Genomic DNA, 15,960 nt, shown 5'->3' on the forward strand with positions numbered 1-15,960 from the left:
CGACGAGCGATCCATCGAGACCGTCTGGCGGCGCATCGGCGATCTGCTCAATCTGTTCAGCCCCACCGAGTGCGCAAACTACCTTCGCCACGCCGGCTATGCTTCAATCTAAACCAAGCAGGCTCTAAGCCCTGTTGACCGTGTTCTGGCGGATCACCGCGGCCCCGTCCGGGCCGAGGTCCTGGCGGGTCGAGGTCAGGCTGAGCGGCCCATGCAAGGTGGCGTTGACCGCATCGATGCCGCTGGTGACGGCCGCGCCCCGCGCCACGAGATAGCGCAGCGAAATCCGCTCGTGGTCGGCGGCGTCCGGCTGGGTGCCGTGCAGAGTGCAGGCGTGCCACATGGCCGCAAAGCCGGTGTCGCCGGTCAGGACCCTCTGCGGCACGCGCACCTGCCCGTGCGCGCCGTTGGCGTAGGTCCACGCCTCCGGCCCCGCCGGCGTCAGGTCGTGCGGGAACACCGCCCCGCCAAGCTTGTGGCTGCCTTCCAGCAGATAGAGCGGCGCATCGGCGCGCGTGACCGGATGCAGATAGACGTAGAGCGTCAGGAAATCGGCTTCCCGGTCCTTGTAGTCGATCAGGTCCTGATGAAAGTCGATGCCGTAGAAATAGGTGATGTCGCGATATTCCGGCCGCACATAGGCGCCCAGGTTGTTCACCGGGTTGCCGAGGATACGCGCTCGCAGCCACGGCGGCACCGAGCTTTCCGGCACGCCGCAGACGATCTTCTTGTTGAGGATTTCATAGCCCTCGCCCAGCAGCGAGGTCAGAGCTTCGACGATGTGCGGCGCGCGTTCCACGAACCCGAGCTGATCCTCGAACTGCTCCAGTAGGTTGCGGCCAGGGCGCGGGTTCACCCCGGTATATTGCGGATCGGCGTCGAAGGCGGCCTCGGTCAGGAACAGGCTGTCGTCGAACCGGCGGGTCGCGCGGATGTCGGCCAGCAACCGCTCGCAGGCGGTCACCTCCAGGCGCTGGTCGAACAGATGCGCGCCGTTGGCGATGAAGTCGGCCTCGACCTGCTCGGCCAGGCTGCCCACGCGCGGCTGGATCATGGCGTTCATTCACCGGCTCCGAATCTTGCCGAATATGGTGAACGGCCCGGGGTTAAGCTCCGATTACCCATGGGCGGCCAAGCTGGGGGCGTACTTAGGGAAGTTTCGTCATGATTCTCGCCGTCCTCCAGGCCCGCCTCAGCTCCAGCCGTTTGCCCGGCAAGGTGCTGCTGCCCCTGGCCGGCGCGCCGATGATCCTGCGCCAGGTGGAGCGGGTTCGTCGGGCGGAACGGATCGACCGGCTGGTGGTCGCCACCAGCGACCAGCCGAGCGACGACCGGCTGGCCCAGACGCTCGCCGAGGCCGGCGTCGAGACCTATCGCGGCCCGCTCGACGACGTCCTCGCCCGCTTCGTCGGCGCGCTCGACGCCTGGCCGGCCGATCATGTGGTCCGGCTCACGGGCGACTGCCCGCTGATCGACCCCGGCCTGATCGACGCGACCATCGACCTGCACCTGAAAGCCGGCGCTGACTACGCTCAGAACCGTTTGGTGGACAAGGGTTTCCCCAAGGGCCAGGACGTGGAGGTCATCACCGCCGCCGCCCTGCGCCGGGCCGCCGCGAACGCTAGCACCCCGGAGGAGCGGGAGCACGTCACCTGGGGCGTCTGGAACCATCCAGAGACCTACAAGGTCGTTCGCCTGGAGCCGCCCACCGACCAGGGCCAGGTGCGCTGGACCGTCGACCGGCCCGACGATTACGAGTTCGTCAGCGCGGTCTACGAAGCCCTCTACCCCGCCAATCCGGCCTTCAGTTCCGACGACATCCGCACCTTCGTCCGCAGCCGCCCAGACCTGGCGACCTACGGCGGCGACCGCCGGATTTAGGCATTTTGCGCCCAAACGAACGACCGCATCGGCTTGTTCGTCCAACTCGTAGAGCAGCCAGCTTAACCCGTCCCAGGGGGCCTCCGCATCGGACTAAGCGCTGACGGAGGTGTCTCAACTCACCCATGCCCAGAGGGCATCGTCCCACTCCTCGTCCGCAACGGGTGGTTAGCGGACGTCACGCTCAGTAAGAATTCGCCATGGCCGATCCTGCAGATTCTCTCGAAGCGTTGAATATCCGGCCACGGCGGGATTGCCTCCGCGTCGCTATCGCCCAGACCCAGGTTGGCTTTGATCCGCGAACCAACGGCGCAGCGATCCGAGCGCAAATGCGGGAAGCGGCCGATGCAGGCGCAAGGCTGATCCAGTTCACTGAAGGCGCGATGTCGGGATACCCCTCGGGCGCGGGCAAACAAATCCTCGCCGGATGGCGCGTCGATTGGGCCGCCCTCCGCGACGAACTGGAGACTACCGCCGCTTTAGCCGCCGACCTCCGTCTCTGGACAATCATCGGCTCGAACCATCCGCTCACACCCCCAAATCGGCCTCACAACAGCCTCTATGTCATCTCTGAAAAGGGCGAATTGGTCGGCCGCTACGACAAGCGGCTGCTGTCCTACACGGAAGTCACTGACTGGTACGCTCCCGGGGCCCGCATGCTTACGTTCGAGGTGGACGGATTTCGCTTCGGTTGCGTCCTTTGCATCGAGATCCAGTTTCCCGAACTCTTCGTCGAATATGCCCGTGAGGACGTCGATGTCGTGCTGCTCTCGACGTTTTCACGTGACCCGATGTTCGCGATTCAAGCGCAAGGACACGCGGCGTGTGGCGCCTTCTGGCTGGGGTTTTCGGTGCCTGCGCAGTGTAGCGAGGCCGCTCCGAGCGGCCTGATCGGGCCAGACGGGCGGTGGATCTCCAAGGCGCTCCCAGACGGCGCCAACGCTCTAGTCATCGCCGACCTGGATCGGGGATCAGAAGCTGTGCGAGGCGCATTGGAATATGCGCGGCCGTGGAGGGCGCGAGCGCGAGCCGGCGAGTTGCATCAGCAAGCTCGCGTCGATGATCTTCGCAGCGCGCAGACGCTCCGCTTTTGAGCGCGGAGGTCGACACCCACAACGAGTCACAGGCTTCTGGCCAAGCGCTTTCAGCGGCTACCAGAGATGTCCCCTCACCGATCAGACGGCGATTTCAACCCACAACATTAGGTAGAGATTGGGTAATTGCTACCGTCACGGCGTTAAGCTCGGTCAATGAGGTCACGTGGCGAATCTTCGCTGGGTCAACCATCGCGAGGGCGGCGTCAATAGCTGGGCGCTCCGCGCGAGACAGAACGATCCAAAGGAAGCGCAGGCGCAATCTCTCGGTCGCTTCCTTTGGCAGTTCGGCCCTTGCACTACTTCGATGCCGAAGCCATCGGAGGATCACTCGCCAAGCGCAGAGCCAGCCAGGAAAGTCCAGATCGATTATCAGGTCCGCGGCGTGAGCGCGCTCCGAAAGCGCCGGATCAATATAGCCTTCAATGATCCAATCGCTCTTGGCGATTAGAAGGGACTGCGCGCTGATATAGAGCTTTTCTGGCACAGCCTCCCACTCACCGCGCCAGAATAGACTGTCCATATGGTGAAGACTAAGGCCCGTCAGAGCAGACAACTTCCTGGCGTAGGTTGTCTTTCCGGTCCCACTGATCCCGACGATCGCAATCCGCAGCATCACCCCCACCTAAGGCGCCGGCGGTAACGCGTCCGGGTCGTGGCCCTTGTCGCGCAGCCGCGCTTCGATCGCCGGGCGCGCGGCTTCCCAGTCGCTGCGCAGCATGCCCAGCCCGACCACGTCCTGGAACCGGCCGGCCTTGAACACATGTTCGCGATAGAGCGCCTCGCGCACGAAACCGAAGGACTCGTGCAATTTCCAGACGCCCTCGTTCTCCAGCAGCACCTCGCACCAGAGCTTGTTGAGCCCGCGCGTCTCGAAGACATGGCGCAGCACGATATATTCGATCCGCGCTCCCAGCCCCTGCCCGCGCGTCGAGGCTTCGCCGAGGTAATAGGCCCATTCGCAACGCTGCGCGGCGGCATCGATCCGCGCCAGGTTGGCCAGGCCCACCGGTGCACCGCCTGTCTCGATGATCCAGTAGCGCCGGTCGGGCAGGCCGAGCGCGCCGGCCAGCCAGCGGTCGTGCTCGTCCTGGCCGATCCGATGATCGGAATACATGTAGGCCGAAACCTCCGGCGAGTTGCGCCAGGCCAGGACCTGGGCGCTGTCCTCGGGGGTCAACAGGCGCAGGCGCAGGCTCATTTCGCCACCATCTCCCAGGCCAGCGGTTCGCCGCGGGCGATGTCGCGGGCCGCCCGCTTGCCCAGCACCGCCTCCAGATGAACCGGCGCCAGGCCGTTTCCCGGCCGGATCGAGCGGACGTTGGCGCGGGTCAGCGCCTCGCCCGCCTTCACCTCGGCGACGACATAGAGCGAGCGGCGAAACTGCAAGGAGCCGCGCTCGGAGCCCAGGGTGTCGTAATGGGCGCGTCCCAGAGCCCGCCAGCCATCCTTGCAGTCGCGCACCAGGGCGGAAAACTCGGCCGGCTCCAGGCTGAAGCCGGCGTCCGGCCCGCCATCGGCCCGCGCCAGGGTGAAATGCTTTTCCACCGCACAGGCGCCCACCGCCACCGCCGCCACCGAGGCGGCCGTTCCGGGCGTGTGGTCCGAAAGGCCCACCGGCGTTCCGAACCGTTCGGCCATGTCGGCGACGGTGCGGACATTGGCGTCCTCGAAGGTCGCCGGATAGCTGGAGACGCAGTGCAGCAGCAGCACGCCGGCCGCCCCCGCCTGAAGCGCCGCATCGCGCGCGGCCGTGATCTCGGCGAGGTTGGCCATCCCTGTCGAGATGATCAACGGCTTGCCCTTGGCCGCCGCATAGCGGATCAGCGGCAGGTCCACCGCCTCGAACGAGGCGATCTTGTAGGCGGGCGCATCCAGGCCGGCCAACAGATCCACCGCCGTCTCGTCGAACGGGCTGGAGAAGATCGTCACCTCGCGCCGCCTAGCGCGTTCGAAGATCGCCGCGTGCCATTCGAACGGGGTATGGGCCTCCTGGTACAGCTCGTGGAGGCTGCGCCCGTCCCACAGCCCGCCCTGGATGCGGAACTCGGGTCGATCCACATCCATGGTGATGGTGTCGGCGGTGTAGGTCTGGAGCTTGATGGCGTCGCAGCCGGTGTCGGCGGCCGCATCGACCATGGCCAGCGCCCGGTCCAGGCTGCCGTTGTGATTGCCCGACAGTTCGCAGATCACATAGGGCTCGTGGTCGGCGCCGATCCTGCGGCCTGCGATCTCGATCTCGGGTGACTTGAACATGGCGCGCCTCGAAACTTGGCCCGCAGCCTAGCGCGCCTGCTTGAAGCGTGCGTTAACCAACCGCGCCGCGCACCTGTCGCACGACGCCAGAATCTCACTTACATAGACGCCATGTCCGACACTGCTCCCCGCACCACCCGCTGCCTTGTCCTCGGCTCCGGCCCGGCCGGCTACACCGCCGCCATCTACGCCGCCCGCGCCCTGCTGAAACCGGTGCTGATCGCCGGCATCCAGCCGGGCGGCCAACTGACCATCACCACCGATGTCGAGAACTATCCGGGCTTCGCCGACGTCATCCAGGGCCCCTGGCTGATGGAGCAGATGCAGGCCCAGGCCGCGCATGTCGGGACCGAGATCGTCAACGACATCGTGGTGAAGGCCGACCTTTCCCAGCGCCCGTTCCGGCTGGAATGCGATTCCGGCGAGGTCTGGCTGGCCGAGACCCTGATCATCGCCACCGGCGCCCAGGCCAAGTGGTTGGGCCTGGAAAGCGAGCAGAAGTTCCAGGGCTTCGGCGTCTCGGCCTGCGCCACCTGCGACGGCTTCTTCTATCGCGGCAAGGAGGTGATCGTGGTCGGCGGCGGCAACACCGCCGTGGAGGAGGCCCTGTTTCTCACCAACTTCGCGGCCAAGGTCACGGTGGTCCACCGCCGCGGCGAGTTCCGCGCCGAGAAGATCCTGCAGGAGCGCCTCTTCGCCCATCCGAAGATCGAGGTGATCTGGGACAACGCCATCGACGAGGTGCTTGGAACCACCGATCCGCTCGGCGTCTCCGGCGTGCGGCTGAAGAACGTCAAGACCGGCGAGACGCGCGAGGTTCCGGCCGACGGCGTCTTCATCGCCATCGGCCACGCACCCGCCTCCGAACTCTTCAAGGGTCAGTTGGAGATGGACGCCTCGGGCTATCTCAAGGTCACGCCCGGCAGCGCCGCCACCGCCATCAAGGGCGTCTACGCCGCCGGCGACGTCACCGACGACGTCTATCGCCAGGCCGTCACCGCCGCCGGCATGGGCTGCATGGCCGCCCTGGAGGCCGTGCGCCTGCTGGCCGAGGAAGACCACGAGAAGGCCAGGCGCCCGATCGGCCACGACGAGGCCCAGAAGATCGGCGCCTGGTAGGCTCCCAGATACAGTTTCCACGACCGGGCGGTCCCCCGCCCCTCTCTTGAGATACGAGGCCGCGCGCCGCCATGACGAACCTGATCGTGCGAGGCGGCCGCGCCTTGCGTGGGACCATCATCCCGTCCGCCAACAAGAACGCCGTCCTGCCGGTGCTCTGCGCCACCCTGCTGAGCGACGAGCCTATCGTCCTGCATCGCGTGCCCGACATCACTGATGTCCGCAAGCTGCTGGATTTCTTTGGAAAGCTCGGTTCGTCGGTGGAGATGGACTACGCCTCCGGCACGCTTTGCCTGCACCATGGCCGCGACCTCGACCCGAAGGCGGCGCACCTGCCGCTGGGCATGCGCTCCTCGATCATGCTGATCCCGGCCCTGCTGCACCGCTTCGGCCGCGCCAGCCTGGAGGAGGACGTCACCGGCTGCACCCTCGGCTCGCGCGAGATCGACCCGCACATCGAGGTGTTCCGCGCCTTCGGGGCCGAGGTGACCAGCGAGCCGGGCGCCACCGTCATCACCGCGGCCAAGGGCTTCACCGCCACCCAGCACTGGCTGGACTACGCCTCGGTCACCACCACCGAGAACTTCGTGCTTTGCGCGGCGACCGCCAAGGGAACCTCGCGCCTGACCAACGCCGCCTGCGAGCCGCACGTCCAGGAGTTCTGCGAGTTCCTGGCCGGCATGGGCGCCCGCATCCAGGGGGTCGGCGGCTCGCGGATCACCGTCTCGGGCGTCGACAGCCTGGGCGGCCTGGAGTTCACCTTCGCCGACGATTTCCACGAGGTCGCCACCTTCCTGGCCATGGGCGCGATCACCGGCGGCGAGATCACCGTGCGCAACGGCTCTGTCGAGCAGTTCCCGCTGCTGGACCGCACCTTCGCCAAGTTCGGCGTCGAGGTGACCCACGAGAATGGCTGGAGCCGCGCCCACATCGACGGCAAGCTGAAGGTGCGCGAACCCTTCACCTCCAACATCCTGACCAAGGTCGAGGCCGCGCCCTGGCCCTACGTCCCAGCCGACCTGCTGCCGATCTTCGTGGCGCTGGGCGTCCGCGCCGAAGGCCAGGTGATGTTCTGGAACAAGGTCTATGACGGCGCCCTCGGCTGGCATTCGGAGCTGGGCAAGTTCGGCGCCCACGCCCTGCTCTGCGACCCGCACCGCCTGATCACCTGGGGCGGCAAGCCCCTGACCCCGGCCAAGGTCGAAAGCCCCTACATCATCCGCGTCGCCATCGCCCTCTTCATGCTGGCCGCCAGCATCGAAGGCGAAAGCACCATCCTCAACGCCAGCCCCATCCAGCGCGCCCACCCGAAGTTCGTCGAAAACCTCAACGCCCTCGGCGCCGACGTAAGCTGGGTCGCCGGAGACTGAAGCCCCGCCAATTCCTCCCCTGCGCTCAAGGGAGGATCTCGGTCTTGCCTCCCCAACCGGGACGACACCTGGCCATGAGCGCGCGCCCTGATTTCCCGCTTGAGTGACGGAAGGTCACCGTACCTAGGCTTCTAAAAAATCCCTGGGAGGGAACCATGTACGATCTGGTCATTCGCGGTGGCTTGGTGGTGGATGGCACGGGCGCTCCGGCGCGCCAGGCCGACGTGGCGGTGTCCGGCGGACTCATCGCCAAGGTCGGCGCGGTTCCCGAGCCGGGGCGGCGCGAGATCGACGCGAAGGGCCTGCTGGTCACGCCCGGCTGGGTCGACATCCACACCCACTACGACGGCCAGGCGACCTGGGACTCCTATCTCAGCCCCTCCTGCTGGCATGGCGTCACCACCGTGGTCATGGGCAATTGCGGCGTCGGCTTCGCGCCCGCCCGGCCCGACCGCCACGAATGGCTGATCGGCATCATGGAGGCGGTCGAGGACATTCCGGGCTCGGCCCTGGCCGAGGGCATGGCCTGGGACTGGGAAACCTTCCCCGAATATCTCGACAGCCTCGAGCGGCGCCCGCGCGTGCTCGACATCGCCGCCCAGGCGCCGCACAGCGCCATCCGCGCCTACGTCATGGGCGAGCGTGGCGCGCGCAACGAGGTCGCAACACCGCAGGACATCGCCGAGATGGCCCGCATCACCCGCGAGGCGGTGCAGGCCGGCGCCCTAGGCTTCTCCACCTCCCGCACCGCCCTCCACCGGACCAAGGACGGCGAGGTCATTCCCGGCACCTTCGCCGGCGCCGACGAGATGGTCGGCATCGGCCGCGCCATGGGCGAGGCCGGCCACGGCGTCTTCGAACTGGCCTCCGACATGACCATCCCCGAGGACGAATTCGCCTGGATGGCGCAATTCGCCCGGGAAACCGGGCTGCCGGTCAATTTCAGCCTGCTGCAGTCGCCGTTCCAGCCCGACAAGTGGCGCGACATGCTGGCCCTGACCGCGCAGGCCCAGGCGCAGGGCGCCGACATCAAGGCCGGCATCGCCTGCCGCCCGACCGGCATGGTGCTGGGCTGGCAGTCGACCGTGCATCCCTTCATGCGCAAGAGCGCCTATCGCCAGATCGCCCACCTGCCCTTCGCCGAGCGCCTGGAGCGATTGCGCGACCCGGCGGTGCGCGAGGCGATCATCGGCGAGCCGACGCCCGCGGCGGCGGCCATGGGCGCCCTGCTGCAGGACTTCGGCAACATGTTCCGCCTCGAGCGCGACGGCCAGCTCGACTACGAGCCGCGCCTGGAGGATTCGGTCGCAGCTCAAGCCGCGCGCGAGGGCCGCACGCCCGAGGCCGTGGTCTACGACATGCTCATGGAGAACGACGGCCGCGGCTATATCTACCTGCCGCTGCTGAACTACGCCCAGCACAACTTCGACCACATCGCCGAGATGATGGACGACCCCAACACCATCCTCAGCCTGTCGGACGGCGGCGCCCATTGCGGGGTGATCTGCGACGCCAGCTTCCCGACCTACATGCTGACCTACTGGGTCCGCGACCGGGTCCGCGGCCGGCGCATGCCGCTGGAGAAGGTCGTCTCGATGCAGACCCGCCAGACCGCGGCCCTCTACGGCCTCCACGACCGCGGCGTCGTCGCACCGGGCATGAAGGCCGACCTCAACGTCATCGACTTCGACGCCCTGGCCATCCAGGCCCCGGAGATGATCTTCGACCTGCCCGCCGAAGGCCGCCGCCTGATCCAGAAGGCCAGCGGCTATCGCGCCACGGTGGTCAGCGGGGTCGTCACCTTCGAGGACGGAGAAGCGACCGGCGAGATGCCCGGCAAGCTAATCCGCGGTCCCCAGGCCGCGCCAGCCGCCCTGGCCGCGGAATAGCCCGTCTCGACAGTCCGCAATCGCGATCAATCGCAAGGTGCTAAGGTCTCATCATGCAGAGACCCGACACCAGCCTGAACTACGGACGGCGGCTCCAGCGGGTGGCCGAGCACATCGCGACCAATCTCGATGCGTCCCTCGATCTGCCGCAACTGGCCCAGTTCGCCTGCTTCTCGCTCTACCACTTTCATCGCATCTACCGGGCCGCCATGGGTGAGACGGCGGCGGAAACCCTGACGCGCCTTCGGCTGGCGCGCGCCGCAACCGACTTGGCCCGCACCTCGCTCTCACTGGGCGATATTCGGCGGCGCGCCGGGTACGGCTCGGACGCTGCCTTCAGCCGCGCCTTTTCAGCCGCCTATGGCCAGCCGCCCGACGCCTTCCGCAAGTCATACCGCCGCAAACTGGCCATCCCAGCCCATCCTCCCCAAGGAGCCGTCGCCATGAACGTCGAGATTCAGGATCGTCCGCCGCTTCGCATCGCCGCCATCGAGCACATCGGCCCCCATGCCGAGATCGGTCATACTTTCCAGCGTCTCGCCGCCTGGGCCGGACCGCGCGGTGTACTGGGGCCGACCGCCTACGGCGTGGCGGTCTACCACGAGAAGGCGGCTTGCGACGGGCTTGCGCCCGACCGGAGCGCTCTGGCCGGCCTGACCGTCGCAGCGGACGTCGCCGGCGGCGATGGCGTAACGATCCACGAGATCCCGGGCGGCAAGCACGCCATCGCCCTCCACGAGGGCCCCTATGCTGAGTTGCCGCGCACTTACGATGCGCTCTTCACCTGGCTGGCGGCCAGCGGCGAGGAGCCCGCCGACGCCCCGCTGTTCGAGGTGAACCTGAACAATCCCAGCAACACCCCGCCAGCCGAGTTGCTGACCGAAATCTGCCTTCCCCTGAAGTGAGAGCGGCCTAATCTGGTGGCATGATCCGTCATGCACGCCCAGGCGACCACGCCGCCATCCGCATCATCAACGAAGCCGCATTCGGCCGCCCGGACGAGGCCGACCTGGTCGAGCGGTTGCGGGCGGATGGCGACGCCATGTTCGAACTGGTCGAGGAGGACGAAGGCCAGATCGTCGGCCACATCCTCTACAGCCGCCTCTGGGCCGACAGCGTCAGCCTCTATGCGGCCCTCGCCCCCATGGCGGTGCTGCCCGACCGGCAGCGGGACGGCGTCGGCAAGCGGCTGCTCACGGCCTCCATCGAGACCGCCAAGGACTTCGGCGCCTGCGCGATCATCGTGCTCGGCCACCCCGAATACTATCCGAAGTTCGGCTTCACCGCCGACGCCGCCGCCAAGGTGAAGTCGCCGTTCTCGGGAGGCCCGGCCTTCATGGCGCTCGCCCTGGAGGACGGCGCCCTCGAGGCGCCGCTGCTGATCGCCTATCCCGACGCCTTCGGAGCGGCGTCATGAAGACCTATCGCATCGGCGTCGTCGGCCTTGGCCAGCGCATCGCCCACGTCCTGGCGGCCATGCAGGAGGTGGGATGGAGTCTCGACCTCGCCGCCTATTGCGACCCGGCTCCCGTCGGCGCGCCGATCCTGGCCCAGGCGGGGCTGGCCATGGGCCGCCCGTTCGAGACGCCGCAGGACCTGCTCGCAGCCGGGCCTTACGACCTGGTGATGATCGGCTCGCCCAACCACCTGCATTTCGAGCACCTGAACATCGCCCTCGACGCCGGCTTTCCGATCTTCGCCGAGAAGCCCATCGTGCGGACCCCGGCCGAGACCTTCGCCCTGGCCGCCCGCCTGGCCTCCGGCAAGGGACCGCCGCTCTTCATCGGCCTGGTCATGCGCTCGATGTCGATCGTGCGCGAGACCATCGGGCGGATCGACTCCGGCGAACTGGGCGCCCTCGTCTCCATCGACGCCACCGAGCATCTGCCGCCAGAGCATGGCGGCTATCTCGCCCGCAACTGGCGCCGGCGCCAGGAGTTCGGCGGTTCGTACCTGCTCGACAAGGTCTGCCACGACTTCGATATCTTCGGCCGCCTGGCCCGCTCGCGCCCGGCCAAGGTCGCCAGCTTCGGCGGCCGCGAGATCTTCACCGCCAGGCGCGCCGGCGAATACGTCTACAGCGACGGCCAGCCCGCCTACGCCTTGCGCGACGCCGGCTGGTCCGGCGCCAACGACGCCTTCCATTCCGACATGGACGTTACAGACCACCAGAACGCCTTGGTGCAGTACGAAAACGGCGTGCGCCTGTCCTTCCACGCCAACAGCCACGTCGCCCTGCCCGAGCGGCGCTGGTACGTCGCCTGCACCGACGGCACCCTGATCGCCGACCTGGTGCGCAACCGGCTGATGGTCCGGCGCGCCATGGACCGCGGCAAGCCCGAGCGCATCGACTATGGCGGGCGCACCGAGGACAGCCACAACGGCGCCGACCAGGCCATGGCCCGCGACCTGCTGGCGACACTGGAGACCGGCGCGCCGTTTCCGGTGACGCCTTTCGAGTCGATGGAGGCCGGCCTGACCGTCATGGCCATCGACGAGGCCATGATGCTGGGCGAAATGCTGGACTGCGGCCCGATGTGGGCCCGTTACGACGCCGCGCGCGGCGGCTGATCGACCGGCGTCGCCAGCGCCTCGCCGAGCAGTTCCTGCAACAGCGGCGTGCGCGGATAGGGATGATGCCGGTACTGCCGGAACCCCTCGCCCATCTCGATCCCGAAGTCGCGGCCGCGCCGGCGCGTCCAGGCCTCCATCGCGGCCACATGATCGGGAACGTCGTGCTGGCGCGCGACCCAGGCATGCTGGCTGACGTGACAGGTCAGCATGGCCTTCTTGGTTTCGAACACCGCTCCGACATCGGCCCCGAAATCGGGAACCGTCCAGCGCCCCTCCCGGTCGCGGCCGCCGATCGGGTCCATGAAATAGAGATGCGGAACCGCCGGAAGCGGCGAGGCCTCCCCGGTGCGGTAGTTCGGCACCGAGGCAGCGAAACAGGCGTCGCGCACCAGTTGGCTGACCGCCTCGTGATCGGGATGGTAGTCGGCGGGCGAAGCGGTCAGCACGATCTGCGCCCGCGCCCAGCGCACCAGTTCGGTCACCGTCCGCCGCGTCGGATCGTTGTTGAACACACCTAGGTCCGGGACCTCGCCGCATCGGTATCGCGCCCCGATCAAGGCCGCGGCCTGCGCCGCCTCGCCCTGGCGGATGCGGGCGGTCTCCTCGGGCGTTCCCTCGCCCGAGCCGAGGTCGCCGCCGGTCACGGTGGCGATGCTGACCTCGTGCCCGGCGCCGGCCAGCACCGCCAGCGTGCCGGCGGCCAGGATTTCGATGTCGTCGGGGTGGGCGTGGATCGCCAGGATACGGGCCATGGGCCCTAGTCTTGCGTCGCGCCGGGCGATCCGTCCAGCCGCGCGGCCCGCGGCGCCGGGCTCGTGGCCGGCTCGCCCGCTTCCATGGCGGCCAGCGAAGCGTTGATCTCGCGCACTTCCTCGGCGGTCGGCTTGCGCCGCGGCGCGTAGAGCGTGCCCAGCACCCGCGTCCGTTCCCCGCCCGCCGCCGTAGCGTCGGCGACGTTGTAGGTCCGCACTTCGCCGGCCACGGCCAGGGTCACCTGGCGGCCCGCGCCGATCCCCTGGCTCTCGGGGTCCAGGCCGTTTGTGCGCGCATCCAGCCCGCCAAGGATCGCCGGGGAGATATAGGCCTCGCCCCCCGCATAGCGCCCGGTGAAGGCCGGCGGCTCGCCCCACGGCCCCGTCCAGCGATAGAAGATGTGCAGCCCGACCTGCTTCATCTTCACCAGGGTCGGCGCCCAGTAAGGGGCAACATATTCCGCGTGATAGTGGGTCGCGGACCCGACGGTCTTGTTGACGTGTCCGGCAAGGGCTCGCCGCGCCACGTCCTGCGCCCGCCGCCAGAGGCCAGGCTCGGGCGCATAGCGCAGCGACCCGTCGCAGGTGAAGCTGAACTGGCAGCCGGTCGAACGGGCCGAGCCCTGATAGACCACCCCGCAAACCGATTTCGGATAGGCCGGGTGCCGAACCCGGTTCAGCACCACCTGGGCGACCGCCTCCTGGCCGAGTTGCGACTCGCGGGCGCTCTCGTAGTACACCGCCTCGGCCAGGCACTTCAGCGCCCTCGAGGCGTCCTGCCCGTCGGCGTGCAGGACGAATGGCCGCATCGGCCGGATCGGCAGCTTCGAAAACGCCCGCAAGGCGTTGATCTCCTCGGCGGTCTCGACCTGAGTGGTGTCGAGCCCGAGATCGGGAATCTGACGGATGTCCAGGCTGGTCCAGCCAACGGCGCGGCCCCACGGATCGGCCTGGCGGTTCAAGGGGTCATGGCGGCGCGCCAGAGCCAGCATGGCGGGGTCCATGTCGGCGGTCAGCCGGATGAGGCCGCGCTCGGTGAAGGAACGCGCGATCATAGCCACGCCGCGCGCGCGTCCGGCCTCGGCCGGCGCCATCCTCGGATTGGCGCAGGCCAGCAGGATCACCGCCAGGCCGCATCCGACGACGAGCCCGGCGATCAGGCCGCGTTGCGCATGAAGAATATGGGAAAGGCTCAGTCGCAATGTCCCAGGTCGGCTCCAGATCGGCTCCATGCCGCCGCAAGCGGGCAAAATAGGGGCCAACCACGCAAGAATCGAGTGTTGCGCCAGCCGCCGCACGCTTCCATGCTCTTCTGGCCGGCCGCCAGCGGCCGGGTCACCGGGAGCTCCCGAGGCGAATGATCCCCGTCGGCTCGCCGCTGCGTTTCATTCCCAGGCGATCGCCGCCTTTCTGGGCGGCCCTCGCCATAAGCCTTACCGCCATGGCCGCGGCGGTCGGCGTGCGCGGCCTGTTCGCCGGCTGGGACACCGCCTTCGCCCTCTCGGTCACCCACTTCCCGGCCTTCGTGACGGCCACGCTCTTCGCGGGCCAGCGCTGGGGCTGGGCCAGCCTCGGCGGGGCGCTGGTCGGCTCGCTCGTCCTCCGCGGCGGCCTGCCGGCAGAGGGAGCGGCGCGGGCTGGAATGTTCCTTTATGCGCTCTCCGGCGCCGTCACCATCGTCGTCGCCGCCACCCTGCGGGAGATCGTCCTGCGCCTGGACGAGGCTCAGGCCGCCCTCGACCGCAGCGAGACGCGCCTGCAGATGGCCCAGAAGGCCGGCGAGGTCGGTCTCTGGGACTGGGACGTAGCCACCGGCGAGGGCCACTGGTCCCCGACGCTCTATCGCATCCTCGGCCTGCCGCCCGACACCGACGCCAACATCCGCGCCCTGCTGCGCTCGGTGCACCCCGAGGACCGCGAGTGGGTGCGTCAGAGCAATGTGGCCGCCATCCGTTCGGGCAAGCTCGCCCCGACCGAGTACCGCATCCTGCGGCCGGACGGCGAGGTGCGCTGGGTCCTGTCGCGCGGCGAGATGCTTCAGAACGGCGCCGGCAAGGCGGTTCGCGCGGTCGGCGTCAACATCGACATCACCGAACGGCGACATGCCTTTGAAAAGGTGCGTGAAAGCGACGCCCGTTTCCGCGCCCTCGCCGACAGCGCCCCGGTACTGCTGTGGGTGTCCAAGACCGATGGGCGGCGAGAATTCGTCAACCAGGCCTATGTCGACTTCCTCGGCGTCTCCTACGAGGCGGCGCTGAACTTCGACTGGCGCGAACGCCTGCACGCCGAGGACCTGCCGCGCATTCTCAAGGAGCAGGTCGCCGGCGAGGCGTCCCGCCAGCTCTTCACCCTCGAGGCCCGCTATCGCCGCAGCGACGGCGCCTGGCGGTGGGTCCGCTCGATCTCCCAGCCCCGCCACGGGCCGGGCGGCGTCTTCGTCGGCTTCGTCGGCATCGGCATGGACGTCACCGACGAGAAGCAGGCCGAACGCGACCTGATGCACATCAACGACCTGCTCGCCGAACGCGTCCAGGCCGCGCTCGCCGAACGCGACGAGGCCGAGACCCGCCTGCACCATTCCCAGAAGCTGGAGGCGGTCGGCCAGCTCACCGGCGGCGTCGCCCACGACTTCAACAACCTGCTAACCGTGATCATCGGCGCCCTCGACCTGATCCAGCGGCGCCCGGACGACGGCGAGCGGCGCGAGCGCATGATCGAGGCGGCCCTGGGCGCGGCCCGGCGCGGCGAGCGCCTGACCCACCAGCTTCTCGCCTTCTCCCGCCGCCAGGCGCTGAAGGCCGAGGCGCGGCGGATCGACGACCTGCTGGTCGAAAGCGAGCCCCTGCTGCGCCGCGCCGCCGGCGAGGCCGCCAGCATGGTCCTGGCGCCCGGCGCCCCCGACGCCGTGGCCATGCTCGACCAAGGCCAGTTCGACGCAGCGCTGATGAACCTGGTGGTCAACGCGCGCGACGCCACGCCCGCCGGCGGCGAGATCCGCATCGAGACGGCGGTCTGCGACCTGACG

15 protein-coding genes are annotated in these 15,960 nt (G+C 68.3%); 9 read left to right on the forward strand and 6 right to left on the reverse strand.

The features are described 5' to 3' along the window. Window positions 1-124: 124 nt before the first annotated feature. Window positions 125-1,063 (reverse strand): hypothetical protein, encoded by a 939-nt coding sequence (locus ACE3TL_RS13360; RefSeq protein ID WP_374579173.1) that lies wholly within the window; start codon window positions 1,061-1,063, stop codon window positions 125-127. Between the two features lie 101 nt (window positions 1,064-1,164). Between ACE3TL_RS13360 and ACE3TL_RS13365 the strand changes: the two genes are divergently transcribed. Beyond that, a complete protein-coding gene (locus ACE3TL_RS13365) occupies window positions 1,165-1,881 on the forward strand; it encodes a cytidylyltransferase domain-containing protein (protein WP_374579174.1) in 717 nt (238 codons plus the stop codon). A gap of 200 nt (window positions 1,882-2,081) precedes the next feature. Next, complete coding sequence (locus tag ACE3TL_RS13370; RefSeq protein WP_374579175.1) at window positions 2,082-2,975, forward strand: carbon-nitrogen hydrolase family protein; 894 nt, start codon at window positions 2,082-2,084, stop codon at window positions 2,973-2,975. Window positions 2,976-3,069: 94 nt separating this feature from the next. Here ACE3TL_RS13370 and ACE3TL_RS13375 read toward each other — a convergent pair whose 3' ends face one another. Genes ACE3TL_RS13375 through pseI form a run of 3 tightly spaced genes read right to left on the reverse strand, consistent with a single transcriptional unit; the run spans window position 3,070 to window position 5,231 of the window. Beyond that, the gene (locus ACE3TL_RS13375; protein ID WP_374579176.1) at window positions 3,070-3,600 is read right to left on the reverse strand and encodes a hypothetical protein; all 531 of its coding nucleotides are present in this window, start codon (window positions 3,598-3,600) and stop codon (window positions 3,070-3,072) included. Beyond that, window positions 3,601-4,176, reverse strand: coding sequence for a UDP-4-amino-4,6-dideoxy-N-acetyl-beta-L-altrosamine N-acetyltransferase (gene pseH, locus ACE3TL_RS13380; RefSeq protein ID WP_374579177.1), 576 nt, complete (start codon window positions 4,174-4,176; stop codon window positions 3,601-3,603). It abuts the gene before it with no gap. Next, entirely contained in the window at window positions 4,173-5,231 is a 1,059-nt protein-coding gene (pseI, locus tag ACE3TL_RS13385) for a pseudaminic acid synthase (RefSeq protein WP_374579178.1), read from the reverse strand. Before pseI ends, pseH begins: the two co-directional genes overlap by 4 nt. Window positions 5,232-5,342: 111 nt before the next feature. Between pseI and trxB the strand changes: the two genes are divergently transcribed. From trxB to ACE3TL_RS13415, 6 genes are all read left to right on the forward strand, one after another. Then, window positions 5,343-6,350 carry a thioredoxin-disulfide reductase gene (gene trxB / locus ACE3TL_RS13390; RefSeq protein WP_374579179.1) on the forward strand — a complete coding sequence of 336 codons (1,008 nt, stop codon included), beginning with the start codon at window positions 5,343-5,345 and terminating at the stop codon, window positions 6,348-6,350. Window positions 6,351-6,421: 71 nt separating this feature from the next. Further along, window positions 6,422-7,720, forward strand: a complete 1,299-nt coding sequence (locus tag ACE3TL_RS13395) for a UDP-N-acetylglucosamine 1-carboxyvinyltransferase (RefSeq protein WP_374579180.1) — start codon at window positions 6,422-6,424, stop codon at window positions 7,718-7,720. A gap of 155 nt (window positions 7,721-7,875) precedes the next feature. After that, on the forward strand, window positions 7,876-9,609 hold the full coding sequence (locus ACE3TL_RS13400) for an amidohydrolase family protein (RefSeq protein ID WP_374579181.1): 1,734 nt from the start codon (window positions 7,876-7,878) through the stop codon (window positions 9,607-9,609). A gap of 53 nt (window positions 9,610-9,662) precedes the next feature. Then, window positions 9,663-10,514 (forward strand): GyrI-like domain-containing protein, encoded by an 852-nt coding sequence (locus ACE3TL_RS13405; RefSeq protein WP_374579182.1) that lies wholly within the window; start codon window positions 9,663-9,665, stop codon window positions 10,512-10,514. A gap of 20 nt (window positions 10,515-10,534) precedes the next feature. Continuing rightward, a complete protein-coding gene (locus ACE3TL_RS13410; protein WP_374579183.1) occupies window positions 10,535-11,026 on the forward strand; it encodes a GNAT family N-acetyltransferase in 492 nt (163 codons plus the stop codon). Next, window positions 11,023-12,180, forward strand: coding sequence for a Gfo/Idh/MocA family protein (locus ACE3TL_RS13415; protein WP_374579184.1), 1,158 nt, complete (start codon window positions 11,023-11,025; stop codon window positions 12,178-12,180). The genes ACE3TL_RS13410 and ACE3TL_RS13415 overlap by 4 nt, the downstream gene beginning before the upstream one ends. Here ACE3TL_RS13415 and ACE3TL_RS13420 read toward each other — a convergent pair. Together ACE3TL_RS13420 and ACE3TL_RS13425 are read right to left on the reverse strand one after the other, a co-directional pair. Then, entirely contained in the window at window positions 12,156-12,935 is a 780-nt protein-coding gene (locus ACE3TL_RS13420) for a PIG-L deacetylase family protein (protein WP_374579185.1), read from the reverse strand. The genes ACE3TL_RS13415 and ACE3TL_RS13420 overlap by 25 nt on opposite strands. 5 nt (window positions 12,936-12,940) lie before the next feature. Further along, the gene (locus ACE3TL_RS13425) at window positions 12,941-14,137 is read right to left on the reverse strand and encodes a cell wall hydrolase (protein WP_374579186.1); all 1,197 of its coding nucleotides are present in this window, start codon (window positions 14,135-14,137) and stop codon (window positions 12,941-12,943) included. Between the two features lie 239 nt (window positions 14,138-14,376). Between ACE3TL_RS13425 and ACE3TL_RS13430 the strand changes: the two genes are divergently transcribed. After that, window positions 14,377-15,960: PAS domain-containing protein (locus tag ACE3TL_RS13430; protein WP_374579187.1), on the forward strand; the 1,584-nt coding region annotated here is incomplete at its 3' end.

The organism is Phenylobacterium sp., from assembly GCF_041920015.1.
GTDB lineage: Bacteria > Pseudomonadota > Alphaproteobacteria > Caulobacterales > Caulobacteraceae > Phenylobacterium.

Excerpts from the sequence above, each read along its gene's own strand:
- ACE3TL_RS13360 (WP_374579173.1), bottom strand. The coding sequence starts at position 1,063 with ATGAACGCCATGATCCAGCCGCGCGTGGGCAGCCTGGCCGAGCAGGTC.
- ACE3TL_RS13365 (WP_374579174.1), top strand. The coding sequence starts at position 1,165 with ATGATTCTCGCCGTCCTCCAGGCCCGCCTCAGCTCCAGCCGTTTGCCC.
- ACE3TL_RS13370 (WP_374579175.1), top strand. The coding sequence starts at position 2,082 with ATGGCCGATCCTGCAGATTCTCTCGAAGCGTTGAATATCCGGCCACGG.
- pseH (WP_374579177.1), bottom strand. The coding sequence starts at position 4,176 with ATGAGCCTGCGCCTGCGCCTGTTGACCCCCGAGGACAGCGCCCAGGTC.
- pseI (WP_374579178.1), bottom strand. The coding sequence starts at position 5,231 with ATGTTCAAGTCACCCGAGATCGAGATCGCAGGCCGCAGGATCGGCGCC.
- trxB (WP_374579179.1), top strand. The coding sequence starts at position 5,343 with ATGTCCGACACTGCTCCCCGCACCACCCGCTGCCTTGTCCTCGGCTCC.
- ACE3TL_RS13395 (WP_374579180.1), top strand. The coding sequence starts at position 6,422 with ATGACGAACCTGATCGTGCGAGGCGGCCGCGCCTTGCGTGGGACCATC.
- ACE3TL_RS13400 (WP_374579181.1), top strand. The coding sequence starts at position 7,876 with ATGTACGATCTGGTCATTCGCGGTGGCTTGGTGGTGGATGGCACGGGC.
- ACE3TL_RS13405 (WP_374579182.1), top strand. The coding sequence starts at position 9,663 with ATGCAGAGACCCGACACCAGCCTGAACTACGGACGGCGGCTCCAGCGG.
- ACE3TL_RS13410 (WP_374579183.1), top strand. The coding sequence starts at position 10,535 with ATGATCCGTCATGCACGCCCAGGCGACCACGCCGCCATCCGCATCATC.
- ACE3TL_RS13415 (WP_374579184.1), top strand. The coding sequence starts at position 11,023 with ATGAAGACCTATCGCATCGGCGTCGTCGGCCTTGGCCAGCGCATCGCC.
- ACE3TL_RS13420 (WP_374579185.1), bottom strand. The coding sequence starts at position 12,935 with ATGGCCCGTATCCTGGCGATCCACGCCCACCCCGACGACATCGAAATC.